This is a genomic window from Streptomyces sp. NPDC037421 (assembly GCF_055602105.1).
The window spans coordinates 287,725-300,550 of record NZ_JBVJWV010000003.1 but is presented as its reverse complement, the minus strand read 5'-3'; the positions used below and the strand labels follow the sequence as shown (position 1 = coordinate 300,550).

At 73.3% G+C, this 12,826-nt stretch carries 9 protein-coding genes; all 9 read left to right on the top strand.

The window, feature by feature from the left end:
- The first annotated feature begins 2 nt into the window (after positions 1 to 2).
- The 9 genes from ACZ7IF_RS06785 (at position 3) to ACZ7IF_RS06745 (ending at position 12,789) form a co-directional block, all read left to right on the top strand.
- Complete coding sequence (locus ACZ7IF_RS06785; RefSeq protein ID WP_470964166.1) at positions 3 to 3,794, top strand: amino acid adenylation domain-containing protein; 3,792 nt, start codon at positions 3 to 5, stop codon at positions 3,792 to 3,794.
- Positions 3,791 to 5,086, top strand: a complete 1,296-nt coding sequence (locus tag ACZ7IF_RS06780; RefSeq protein WP_470964163.1) for an ATP-grasp domain-containing protein — start codon at positions 3,791 to 3,793, stop codon at positions 5,084 to 5,086. The genes ACZ7IF_RS06785 and ACZ7IF_RS06780 overlap by 4 nt, the downstream gene beginning before the upstream one ends.
- Positions 5,083 to 6,057: a peptidase gene (locus ACZ7IF_RS06775; RefSeq protein ID WP_470964160.1), complete on the top strand. Its 975-nt coding sequence runs from the start codon at positions 5,083 to 5,085 to the stop codon at positions 6,055 to 6,057. Before ACZ7IF_RS06780 ends, ACZ7IF_RS06775 begins: the two co-directional genes overlap by 4 nt.
- Before the next feature lie 3 nt (positions 6,058 to 6,060).
- Complete coding sequence (gene asnB, locus ACZ7IF_RS06770; RefSeq protein WP_470964157.1) at positions 6,061 to 7,875, top strand: asparagine synthase (glutamine-hydrolyzing); 1,815 nt, start codon at positions 6,061 to 6,063, stop codon at positions 7,873 to 7,875.
- A gap of 30 nt (positions 7,876 to 7,905) precedes the next feature.
- Complete coding sequence (locus tag ACZ7IF_RS06765; protein ID WP_470964154.1) at positions 7,906 to 8,736, top strand: hypothetical protein; 831 nt, start codon at positions 7,906 to 7,908, stop codon at positions 8,734 to 8,736.
- A 13-nt stretch (positions 8,737 to 8,749) separates the two neighbouring features.
- The gene (locus ACZ7IF_RS06760; protein ID WP_470964150.1) at positions 8,750 to 9,664 is read left to right on the top strand and encodes an aminotransferase class IV; all 915 of its coding nucleotides are present in this window, start codon (positions 8,750 to 8,752) and stop codon (positions 9,662 to 9,664) included.
- Between the two features lie 62 nt (positions 9,665 to 9,726).
- A complete protein-coding gene (locus ACZ7IF_RS06755) occupies positions 9,727 to 10,677 on the top strand; it encodes an AEC family transporter (RefSeq protein WP_470964146.1) in 951 nt (316 codons plus the stop codon).
- Between the two features lie 111 nt (positions 10,678 to 10,788).
- Positions 10,789 to 11,760 (top strand): TauD/TfdA dioxygenase family protein, encoded by a 972-nt coding sequence (locus tag ACZ7IF_RS06750; RefSeq protein ID WP_470964143.1) that lies wholly within the window; start codon positions 10,789 to 10,791, stop codon positions 11,758 to 11,760.
- A 60-nt stretch (positions 11,761 to 11,820) separates the two neighbouring features.
- On the top strand, positions 11,821 to 12,789 hold the full coding sequence (locus ACZ7IF_RS06745; RefSeq protein ID WP_470964141.1) for a cyclase family protein: 969 nt from the start codon (positions 11,821 to 11,823) through the stop codon (positions 12,787 to 12,789).
- The last annotated feature ends 37 nt before the right edge of the window (positions 12,790 to 12,826 follow it).

Genomic DNA, 12,826 nt, shown 5'->3' with positions numbered 1-12,826 from the left:
CTGTGGGCGACATTTCCGCCGACTCACCGCACGCCCTGCAACTGCCCGTGCGGGAGGCCGGGCACGGCGCCCGTGGCAGCGCGGGCAGCGGTACGCACTCCTGGTCCGGCGCCGTGCCGCCGCCGGACGGGGCGGCCGCCGGGGCCGCGGCCGCCGACCTGTGGCACGCCGCGTTCACCGTGCTCGTGCACCGCTACAGCGGTCAGGACGACATCGTGCTGGCCCGGGCGGGCGGCGCGCACGGTGCGCCGGTCGCCGTCCGCTCCCTGCTCGCGCCGGAGCTGACCCTCCCCGCCCTCGCGCTGGGACTCGCCGCCGCTCACCGGGAGGCCGTACGGGAGGCCGTGCCCGGCGCCGCGGCCGACCTCGGCGGCGGCCTGCGGGCGGGCTTCCTGGAGTCGGACGGCACCACTCCCGTGCCGGAGGGCTTCGCGCTCCTGCTGGAGGCCCGGCCCGCACCGGACGGCCCGCTGTTCACCCTGCACTACGACCGGGTCCTGTTCCCCGGAACGCTGATCGCACGGATGGCCGCGAACCTGGACACCCTGCTGGCGGACGCGGCCGCCCGCCCCGGGGCACCCGCGGGCGAGCTGGCACTGCTTTCCCCGCAGGAGTACCGCCGGCTGCTGCACGGGTTCAACGACACGGCCCGCCCCTACGACCGCGACACCCCGCTGCACGCCCTCGTGGAGGCCCAGGCCGCCCGCACCCCCGACGCCCCCGCCGTCGAATGGCGGGGCAGCGTGCTCACGTACCGCGGGCTCGACCGGCAGGCCAACCGGCTGGCCCGGGCCCTGGCCTCGCACGGGATCGCCCCGGGCTCGCGGATCGGCCTCTCCCTGGGCCGCACCCACCACGGCGTCGCCCTGCTGCTCGCCGTCCACAAGGCGGGCTGCGCGTACGTACCGCTCGACCCCGCCTACCCCGCGGACCGGCTGGCCGCCATCGCCGCCACCGCCGACCTGGCCGCCGTCGTCCACGACGGCGACGAGGCCCCGCAGTGGCTCGGCGACGGGCCCGCACGGGCGCTGCCGTGGCGGGAGCTGCGGGAGAAGGCGGAGACCGAGGACGAGCGGCCCCCGGGCGTCACCGTCGACCCGGGGTCCACCACCCACCTCATCTACACCTCCGGCTCCACCGGACTCCCCAAGGGCGTGGTGATCAGCCACCGCAACGTGGCCGCCCTCCTCGCCTGGGCGCAGGAGACGTACGGGGCCGAGGACCTGCGCCGGGTGCTCTTCTCCACCTCGCTCAACTTCGACCTGTCGGTGTACGAGCTGTGGGCGCCGCTCACCCGGGGCGGCTGCGTCGTCGTCGTGGACAACGTCCTCGCGCTCACCGAGGACGACGGGCTGCGCCCGACCCTCGTCAACACCGTGCCCAGCGCCCTGAACGTGCTGCTCCAGCGCGGGGCGGTGCCCGCCTCCACCCGCGTCCTGAACGTGGCCGGGGAACCGCTGTCCCGGGAGCTGGTGAACGAGGCCTTCGCGTCCACCGGCGTCGAGCGGCTCTACAACCTGTACGGGCCCTCGGAGGACACCACCTACTCCACCTGGAAGTGCTTCACCGGGCCCGTCGACGGCGCACCCACCATCGGCGTGCCCGTCCACAACACCACCGCCCTCCTCCTGGACCCGCTCGGCCGGCCCGTGCCGCTCGGCGCCACGGGTGAACTCCACCTGGGCGGCGACGGCCTGGCCGCCGGCTACATCAACGACCCCGAGCGCACCGCGGCCTCGTTCATCGCCGCTCCGGCGCACCTCGGCGAGGTGCCGGGCGGGCGGTTGTACCGGACCGGCGACCTGGCCCGGTGGACGGAGGAGGGCGAGCTCCGCTTCCTGGGCCGCCGGGACAACCAGGTGAAGGTGCGCGGCTTCCGGATCGAACTCGGCGAGCTGGAGGCGGCGCTGCGCGGGGTCGTCGGGCTGCGCGACGTCGCGGCCCTGGCCGTGCGCACCGACGGTGACACCCGGCTGGTCTGCTACGTGGGCCTGGAGGGCGACGGCGTCACCGTCGAGGCCATGGCCGCCCATCTGCGGGCCAAGCTGCCGCACTACATGCAGCCCGCGAGGATCATCGCCGAGGAGCGGCTGCCGCGGCTGCCCAACGGCAAGGTCGACCGCAAGACCCTGGCCGCCCGGGACGTCGACTGGGGGCAGCGGGCCGTCGACGGCGACGCCTTCGACGACCCCGACGAGGCCGAGGTGGCGGGGGTCTGGTCCGATCTGCTCGGCCTGTCCCGGGTCTCCCCCGGTCTGGACTTCTTCTCCGTGGGCGGCCACTCGCTGCTCGCCACCCTGCTGGCGGCGCGCCTGTCCGACGCGGCCGGCCGGCCCGTCCGGGTGGCGGAGATCTACCGCCACCGCACCCTCGCCGAGCAGGCCGGGCTGCTGCGCCGCACCCGCGGGGAAGCGGCGGAGGCGGCCGCCGCCGGGGCGGTGACGGGGCCGGCGGAGCGGCTGCGCGCCGTCGCCGACACCCTGCGCGAGTCCGCCCGCGGCCACGGCGTACCGGGAGCCGGCGCCGCCGTGTTCCTGGACGGCGTGCTGGAACTGACCTACCACGGCGTCACCGACACCGTCTCCGGCGCCGCGTACGGGCCGGACACCCGTCAGCGCGTCACCTGCGTCACCAAGCCGATGCTGGCCTTCGTCGCGCTGCGCCTGGTGGACCGGGGCCTGCTGGGGCTGGACCAGCCGCTGGACGAGCTGCTGCCGCAGGCGTTCCGGCGCCGCGACGGGGGCACCGTGAAGGTGACCCTGCGGCACCTCCTGTCGCACACCAGCGGGGTCGACGACTCGTACGAGGTGTGGCACGACACCGGCCTGCCGGACCTCGGCTCCTACATCGCCACCCTGCCCGCCTACGGTCAGCTGTTCGAGCCGGGCGAGGTGTTCGCGTACTCGGCGGTGGGGACCTCGATCGTCGCCGCGCTGATCGAGAAGCTGCTCGGGGTCCCCTGGCGCCGCGCGGTGAACGAGCTGATGCTCGCCCCGCTCGGCATCCGGGAGGTTCCCGAGACCCTCACCGAGGGCGGCCACTACGGGGGTACGGTCTCGGCCGGCTACGTGTGGACCGAGCGGGTCAAGGGCTACGTGCGCCACGACCCGCCGCCGCAGACCATCGCCGACGACGCGGCCGGCTCGTTCTCCGTGTGCCTCACCCTGGACGAACTGGCGAGGATCGCGATGCTGGCCGTCGACGACGGGGTCGCCCCCGGCGGCGAGCGCCTGCTCTCGGCCGGCCTGGCACGTGAGATGCGCACGCCCCAGATCCCCGTCCCCGGCCACCACTTCATGCACGCCTGGGGCCTGGGCTGGCTGATGTTCGGGCCGTCCGCCTTCGGCTTCAACTCCAACGGCAGCGGCCACCACAACTTCATCCAGATCTTCCCCGGGCAGCGCTCGTTCCTGCTGCTGCTCGCCAACGCCTACCCGGCCTTCGGCCTCTACGAGGACCTGCTGCGGTCCCTCACCGGCGAGGGGCTCATCCGCACCGGCCGCCCGTTCGAGATGGAACTCGACGACTGCGCCGGCCTGTACGCCTCCGACGGCTACCGGCTGGAGGTGCTGCGCGGCGCGGAGCACCTGCGCTACGCGTACTCCGAGCGGCAGCCGGACGGCGCGTGGCTGTGCCTGGACGAGGGCGACCTGGTGCTGTCCGGCGCCGGCGGCTTCAGCTCGATGTCCGAGAAGAACATCCTCGCCGGTTCGATCTCCTTCATCCCCACCCCCGGTACCGCCGTCCCGGGATTCGTCCGCATCGGCCAGCGCTTCGCGAGGAAGACACGATGACCGAACCGCTCCACCCCCCGCACCCTTCCGAACCCGCCGCCCGGCACGTGGTCTTCGTGACCTGGAAGGCGGGCAACGCCCCCGCGTTCGAGGCCGCCAAGCGGCTCGGACACCACGTGACGCTCATCCGCTCGCTGCTCATGGAGCAGGCGCAGAACATCGACTTCGACGCCTCCCCCTACGCGCGCTTCGTCGACCGGGTCCACGTCCTGAAGGACGCCACCGACCCCGCGGCGCTGCGCTCGTGCGTACGGGAGGTCCACCGGGAGCGGCCGGTCGACGGCTTCGTCGCCACCGTCGACGCGCTGGTGGTCCCCGTCGCGCGGATCGCCGAGGAGATCGGGGTGCCCTTCACCGACGCCGGCGGGGCCGAGACGGCCAAGCAGAAGGACCGCTGCCGGGAGGTCCTGGCGGCGGCCGGGGTGGACACCACCCGGTACGCGGTCGTCGGCGGCTTCGAGGAGGCCGCGGCCTTCGCGGCCGCCGGCGGGTATCCCGTCGTCGTCAAGCCGGCCCGGGGCTCCGGGAGCGAGGGCGCCCATGTCGTCGCGGACGAGGAGCAGCTGGCCGGCGTCCTCGCCGGGGCCCCGGAGGACGCGTACGCGGCGGGCATCCTCGTCGAGGAGTACCTGAGCGGGCGGTTCGTCTCCGCCGAGATCGGCCTGGTGCACGGGCGCTTCCTGCGGCTGGCCGTCAGCGAGCGCTCCACCTGGCACCGGCACGAGGCCCTGGAGACCGGTACGACGATCCCCGCCGGGATCTCGCCCGAGGAGCACGACCGGGTGATGCGGTTCGCCGAGGACGTGGTCGGCGCCGTCGGCCTGCGGCTCGGCGTCTTCCACGTGGAGGTGATGCTGGGCGCGGACGGCACGCCCCGGCTGATCGAGCTCAACCCCCGCATCATGGGCTCCTGCCTGCCGAACCTGTTCCGTCTCGCGGGCGGCGGGGACATCTTCGAGCTGCTCGTCCGGATCCACCTGAACGAGCCGATCGAGCGCGGTCCGACGGTCTTCGACGGGTACGCCACGGTCCGCTGGTTCGGTGCCGCCGACCGGGTGCCCACCCCGGAGCGGGTACCGGACCCGGGCTGGGCCGCCGAGCGGTACGGCGACAGCCTGCACTCGTTCACGGTCCGCTTCCCCGAGGGCGACACCCTGCTGCCCTGCCGGGGCAACCTCGGGAACTTCGGCGAGGTCCAGGTCGTGCACCCCGACCGGGCGACGTCGATACGCATCGCCGAGGACATCGTCGCCGGCACGGCCGAGCGGCTCGGTATCGAGGTGACGAGGTGAGGACGACGACCACGACCGCCTTCTTCGACCAGACCCGCCGGCAGCTCGCCCGGCTGGGCCTGCCGGACGGGGACCCGCAGCTCACCCCCGACTCGGACGCCGTCTTCGCCGACGGCGGGCACTTCCGCATCGAGGTGCCGACGGTGAACTCGGTGGAGGCCGCCGAGCGGCTGCTGCGCGAGAGCCGGCGCCGGGGCTTCACCATCAACCGCATCACCGAGACCCGCGGCATGTACCGGCACACGGCCCGCGAGATCGGCGAGTACGTGGCGCTCGGCGAGGAGTTCGGCGCCGAGGTCCTGATGTCGGTCGGCCCCCGCGCCACCAACGACATCGGGGCCGGGGCGCAGACTCCCGAGGGGGCCCGGATCGGCTACCGGCTGCGCGGGCAGGAGCAGGTCGTGCGCGCCGTCGAGGACGTCAAGCGCGGGATCGGCCTGGGCGTGCGCGGGTTCGTCGTCTACGACGAGGGCCTGCTGTGGGTGCTGGGGCGGCTGCGCACCGCCGGCGAGCTGCCGGCCGGGATCCATCTGAAGGTGTCCGCGCACTGCGGGCAGGGCAACCCGGCGTCGGCGCAGATGCTGGAGATGCTCGGCGCGAACAGCTTCAATCCGGTGCGCGACCTGACGCTGCCGATGATCGCGGCGCTGCGGCAGGCGGTGACGGTCCCGCTGGACCTGCACGTGGACAACCCCCGGACCTCGGGCGGGTTCATCCGCACCTACGAGGCCCCCGACATCGTCCGGGTGGCGGCGCCGGTCTACCTCAAGACGGGCAACAGCGCCCTGGAGGGCCACGGCGTCAGCCCGTCCCCCGCGCAGCTGGACGACATCCTGCGGCAGGTCGAGCTGGTCACCGAGTTCGTCGGCCGGCACCACCCCGGGGCCCGGCAGAGCCGCGCCGGATCCGCCGTCCTCCCCCTCGAAGCCGCCGGGAGCGTCCCCGCCCCCGGCCGCCGGACGGAGGTGTGAGCCATGTGCCGCATCCACGGCTGCTTCGGCGGGGAGAACGCCGGGCGGGAGGTGCTCGACGCCGTCGCGGCGGCGATGTTCGAGGGCGGGCCCGACGCGCAGACCGTCCGGCGCGGTGACGGCTGGGCGCTCGGCAACAACCGGCTCGCCATCCAGGGCATCGCCTCCGGCGACCAGCCCTTCGTACGCGGCGCGCTGTGCTGCGTGTTCAACGGGGAGATCTACAACCACCGGCAGCTGCGCGCCGAGCTGGCCGCGCACGGGTACTCCTTCGAGGGCGACTGCGACGGCGACGTCCTGCTGCCGCTGTACGAGCTGTACGGCGACGCCTTCACCAGCCGGCTGGAGGGCATGTTCGCGATCGCGGTGGTCGACGAGCGGGAGGAGCCGTGCCTGAAGCTCTTCACCGACCACGCGGGCATGAAGTCGCTGTACTACTACGTGTCCGCCGATGGCCGCCGGCTGTGCTTCGCCTCCGAACTGCGGGCGCTGGCCCGTTTCCCGGACTTCCCCGACGAGCTGGATCCGCTCGCGGTCGACCGCTACCTCGGCGGGAAGGCGGTCTGGGGCCCGGGCACCGTGTACACCCGGGTCCGTACCCTGGAGCCCGGCTCGGTGCTGCGCTTCGCGGACGGGCGCGAGACGCTCACCCGGACGGCCCTGGAGCCCGCCGAGGTCGACTGGCCCGGCGGCACGCCGACCGTGGAGGCGGCGGCGGAGCTGCTGGACGGGCTGCTGCGCACCGAGATGGGCCGCATGCTCGACGCGGACGTGCCGGTCTGCGTGATCACCAGCGGCGGGCTCGACTCCAGCTACACCACCGCCCTCGCCGCCCACCTGGTGTCCGACGTGGCCTCGTTCAACATCGCCTACCGGGGCGACTGGCCGGCCGACGAGCGCCACTACGCGGCGGAGGTGGCGCGCCACTGCGGTACCGAGCACCATCAGGTGCTCCTCGACCCGGCGGGGTTCCCGGAGCTCGTCGAGCGGTTCACCCGCCACCTCGACCAGCCGAACAACGCCCCGCACAGCCTGAGCACCTTCGCGCTGTTCGAGGCCGTGCACGACGCCGGGTTCAAGGTGGCCCTGACGGGTGACGGGGCCGACGAGCTGTTCGCCGGGTACGCGCGATTCACCAAGGCGGACCGGGACGGCGACTCCGCCTGGCACCGGGCCTACCAGGACACGATGGCCGTCGCCGGCCCGGCGGCGCTCGGCCGGCTGTACACGCCCGGCCACCTGGAGCGCGTACGGGCGGCCGGCGGGCACTTCGGGGACCTCAGCGGCGACGAGCTGGCGCGCCGGGTGCGCTCCGGCCCGCACGGGAAGCTGGAGACGCTGCTGCGCTACGACCAGGCGGAGCGGTTCCCGTACTACATCCTGCGCCGCGTGGACCACCTGAGCATGGCCCACTCGGTGGAGGCCCGGATCCCGTTCCTCCAGCCGTCGGTGATGCGCCTGGCGCACGCGCTGCCCGCCGCCGTGAAGGTGGCCGGCGACACGGTGAAGGCGCCGGTGGCGCGGGCGGCCCGGCCCTGGGTGCCGCGGAGCGTCATCGACCGGCCCAAGCAGCCGTTCACCCTGCCGGTGGCGGCGATGATCAGGCCGGGCGAGGCGCTGTACGACATGGTCGGCGACCTCCTCCTCGGCCCCGGCGCCCGCTGCGGCGAGTACGTCCGCCGGGACGCCGTCCGGGAGCTCTTCCGCTCGCAGACCGAGAGCCCGGGGGCGCACGCCGCCGAGCTGCTCTGGTCCCTCCTGGTCCTGGAGACCTGGCTCTCCGCGCGCGGTCTGACCCCCGCGCCCCTCCGTCCCTAGCCCCTCCGTCCCCATGGAAAGAGACAGGACATGACCGAAACGCCCGAGGCCCGCCCCGCGATCACCTCGCTCCTGGCCGGCGTCACCAAGGCCGACATCCGCCGCGACCCGTTCCCGCACGTCGTGATCAGCGACGCCCTGCCCCAGGAGCTGTACGACGCGCTGGCGAAGTCGATGCCGACCGCGGAGTACATCGGCGAGCGGATCGGCAAGCCGATCACCTCGAACGAGCGCTACAACTACATGTCCGAGATGGTCCTGGCCGACGACACGATGGCGCAGGTGTGGAAGGACTTCGTGACCTACCACTCCTCCCCGGCCTTCTACGAGGAGTTCCTCGACCTCTTCCAGGAGGACCTGCTCGCCAACCTGCCGGACGCCGAGGAGCTGGTGGGTCCGCTGCGCGAGCTGCGGGTCGGCCGCCGCAACCGGGACGGCTTCGAGACGCACGACATCCTGATGGACTGCACGGCCGTCATCAACTCGGCGGTCACCGGCCGCCCCTCGGCCTACCGCGGGCCGCACGTGGACAAGCCGCACAAGCTCTTCGGCGGGCTCTTCTACATGCGCCTGCCCGAGGACGACGCGACCGGCGGCGACCTGGTGCTCTACAAGTACCGGCCGGGCGCGCACAAGTTCCACACCAGCGCCTCCGAGTACGGTGACAACCGCTTCGACATCGACCCGCAGTACGTCGAGGAGGTCACGACGGTGCCGTACCGGAGCAACACCCTGGTGCTGTACCCGATCAACCCGCTCGCCCTGCACGGGGTGTCGGTGCGCAGCCTGACCCAGCACCAGCGGCGCTTCATCGCCCTCGTCGGGGACCTGCCGCGGCAGCTCTTCGACCTCGCGCTCTGAGGAGGAGGCAGCTGTGATCCCCTTCGACCAGCGCACCGGGAAGATCTGGTACGACGGCGCCCTCGTGGACTGGGGCGACGCCCGGCTCCACGTGCTCAGCCACGGACTGCACTACGCCTCCAGCATCTTCGAGGGCGTCCGCGTCTACGGCGGCGAGGCGTTCATGCTCAGGGAGCACATAGCGCGGCTCGGCGCCTCGGCGCGCATCCTGGACTTCGACCTGGAGTACGGCGAGGAGGTGCTGTACGAGGCCACCCGCGCGGTCGTCGCCGAAGCCGGCATCACCGAGGGCTACGTCCGCATGAACGCGTGGCGGGGCTCGGAGATCATCCAGACCGCGGCGCTGAAGACGTCCGTGCACACCTCGGTGGCCGCGTGGGAGCTCCCCGCGGGCTACTACGCGGCGGAGGACGCCGTGGACCAGGGGATCTCCCTGGTCACGGGCCGCTACCGCAGGCCTTCGCCGGAGTACGCCCCGGTCAAGAGCAAGGCCGCCGGCAACTACATGATCGGCACGGTCAGCAAGAACGAGGCGCTGCGGGCGGGCTTCGACGACGCCCTGCTCCTCGACGACCGCGGGAACTTCGTCGAGGCGACCGGGGCGCACCTGTTCTTCACCAAGGACGGGGCGCTGTACACCCCGACGACCCGCTGCACCATCGACGGGATCACCCGGGCGTGCGTACTGGCGATCGCCGAGCGGGAGGGGATCGAGTGCGTGGTCGCCGACCTGGCCCCGGCGTTCGCGGGCGAGGCCGACGGCGCGTTCCTGTGCGGGACCGCGTGTGAGATCCTCCCCGTCGGCCGCCTCGATGATCATCACTACGACGTCGCCGGCAACGCGGTGACACGCACGATCGTCACGGCCTACCGGGAGCTGGTCCAGGGGCGCGCCGAGCTGCGCGTTCCCGGCGGCCGGGCCCGGTAGGAAGCCGTCGCGACAGGGAAACAGGCCCCTCCCGAGGGGGCCGCAAGAGCAAGGGCACGTGCATGGGAGCGGTAGATGCTCTGGAAAAACTCGCACCGGTGGTGCTGGCCTTCGGCTGCGGGGTCGTCCTGGCACGGCGGAAGGTGGTGCCGGCCGAGAGTTCCAAGGTGTTCGCGGACTACGCGTTCCTCTTCGCCGTGCCCTGCTTCCTCTTCGCGAACATCTACCGCAGCGACCTGGGGGCCCTGTTCAACTGGCGGGCCATCAGCGGTTACGCGGCCGCCGCGTGCGCCGCGGCCGCGCTGATCGGCGTACTGGCCTGGTTCCTGGGCGTACGCGACCCGCGCGGCGTGGCGCTGCGGATCATGGCCGCCGTCCAGGTGAACACGGCCTACTTCGCCGTGCCGGTGTTCATCATGCTGTTCGGGAACGCGGCGCCGATCTTCCCGGTGCTGCTGTTCCAGGTCTGCGTGCTGTCCCTGATCATCATCTCGATCATGGAGCTGGGGCGGCCGGACCGGGTCGGGAGTCCGGCCCGGCGGCTCGGGTCCGCCGTGGCCGCCTCGCTGATGACCCCCGTCGTGATCGCCTGCAACGCGGGCATCGTGCTCAACCTGCTGCCCGTCACGGTGCCCGGGGTCGTGCTCGACAGCTTCACCTTCGTCGGCGACAGCGCCTCGCCCGTCGCGCTGTTCGCCCTCGGCCTGCACCTGGGCGGAAGCGGGATCAAGATCCGCGGCACCACCATGGAGGAGGTCTGGATCACCGGCTTCAAGTGCGTGGCGCTGCCGCTGATCACCTACACGGTGTGCCGCTTCGTCTTCGGGGTGGAGGGCGAGTGGCTGAGCTACCTCGTCCTGATCGCGGCGATGCCCGCGCCCCAGAACCTGTTCATCTTCGCCCAGCGCTACGACGTCGGGGTCGACATGTCGGCCTCCCTCGTCATCAAGAGCTCGGTCGTCGCGCTGCTGCTGCTCCCGCTGTGGACCCAGCTGGTGGCCCATCCGTCCTAGGGGTGGGGGGGGGGGGGGGGGGGGGGGGGGGGGGGGGGGGGGGGGCCCCGCCCCCCCCCCCCCCCCCCCCCCACCCCCCAAGCCATACCGATCGTCTAGAAAGGCACAACCGTGACGCAGACCGCGCAGACCGCGCAGCCCACCGGGATCTCCGTCGAGCAGGTGGCCGGCCGCATCGGGGCCGAGATCTCCGGGGTCGACCTGGGCCAGGAGCTCGACGAGGCCGTGGTGGCCGAGATCCGCCGGGCCGTCCTCGCCCACCGGGTCGTCTTCTTCCGCGGCCAGGACATCACCCACGCCCAGCACATAGCCTTCGGCCGCCGCTTCGGCGCGCTGACCCGCCGCCCGGGCAAGAAGCACGGGGTGCACCCCGAGGGGCACCCGGAGATCCTCACCGTCGACCCGAAGGCGGACACCGAGCGCTACGGGGCAGACTTCGAGGAGCACTACCGCCGCAAGTGGTCCTCCCCGCTGGCCGGCTGGCACAGCGACCTCACCCAGGCCGTCAACCCGCCCAGCCTCTCCATCCTGCGGGCCGAGCGGACCCCCGCCTTCGGCGGTGACACCCAGTGGACCAACACGGTCGCCGCGTACGAGGGCCTGTCGGCGCCGCTGCGCGAGTTCGTGGACGGGCTGACCGCCGAGCACGCCTTCTTCACGGCCGTGCACCTGCGCCACTCCGACGAGCGCGACCGCGAGATCCTGCGGATCTACTGCGAGGACCCGCAGGTGGCCGTCCACCCGGTGGTGCGGGTGCACCCCGAGACCGGCGAGAAGGCCCTGTTCGTCAGCCCCGGCTCGACCACCCGGATCACCGGGTTCACCGAGCTGGAGAGCCGCCACCTGCTGGAGCTGCTGTTCCAGCACCTGACCAGCGCCGAGTACACGGTCCGCTTCCGCTGGGAGCCGGGCAGCATCGCCCTCTGGGACAACCGCAGCACCTGCCACTTCGCCCCCACCGACTTCGCCCACCTCGACGTCGACCGGGTCATGCACCGCGTGACGGTCCTGGGGGAGCCCGCGCGGGGGCCGCACGGCTTCGTCTCGCAGCTCGTGGAGGGGGAGCCGATGCGGGCCTGGTAGACGGCGCGCCCCGGCGGGCATAGAGGTCGGGCCACGGACGTACGGACCCCGGAGTGCCCCATGAGCCCCAGCGCCGCCGATGCCCCCGCTCCCCCGCCGGAGGGTCCCCCCGGGGGAGCGGCCGTCTCCCGCCGGGAGTTCGACGCCCTGTTCGAGGCGGTCCGTACCTGGGGCCGCTGGGAGGCGGCCGGGCGCGGCGCCTGGAACAGGGTGACGGCGGACCACGTTCGCGGGGCCGCCGCGCTGGTCCGCTCGGGCACGGTCGTGCCCCTGGGGCGCCCCTGGGACACCGTCCCCGGGCCGGACAACACGCGGCCGGCCCTGCACCACATGACCGACCTCGGGGACGTGGAGGGCCCGGAGCCGTCCGCGTACAAGGACTTCCTCGGCGCGGACTACCACGGCAAGTCGGTCAGCCACCTCGACGCGCTGTCGCACATCGGCTACCGGGGGCGACTGTACGACGGACGGGTCGCGCGCGAGGAGGCCGGCGCCGGGGGCGTCCGGTTCGGGTCGGTGGCGGCCCTCGGCCCGCTGGTCACCCGGGGCGTGCTCCTGGACCTGCCCGCCGTCCTGGGGGTGCCCTGGCTGGAACCGGGGCACGCGGTGCGGGCGCAGGACGTCCTGGCCGCGGAGGAGGCCCTCGGTGTGCGGATCGGGGAGGGCGACGCGGTCCTGCTGCGCTCCGGACGGTTCCGCCGCCGCCGGGAGCTCGGCCCCTGGGATCCGGGAACGGGCAGCGCCGGCTGGCACGTGGACGCCGTACCGCTGCTGGCGGAGCGGGCCGTGGTCCTGCTCGGCGCCGACGGCGACAGCGACGTACGGCCTTCGCCGGTGGAGGGCCTGCACTCGCCCGTCCACACCCTCGCCATCACGGCGATGGGGGTCCCCCTGCTGGACAACCTCGACCTGGAGGCGCTCTCCGCCGCCTGTGCCGGGGCGGGCCGCCATGCGTTCCTGCTCGTGGTGACCCCGCTGAACGTGCCGGGCGGGACGGGCTCACCCGTCAATCCGGTCGCGGTGCTGTGACCGGCCCTCGCGCGGTCATGCAACCCCCACGCCCCGA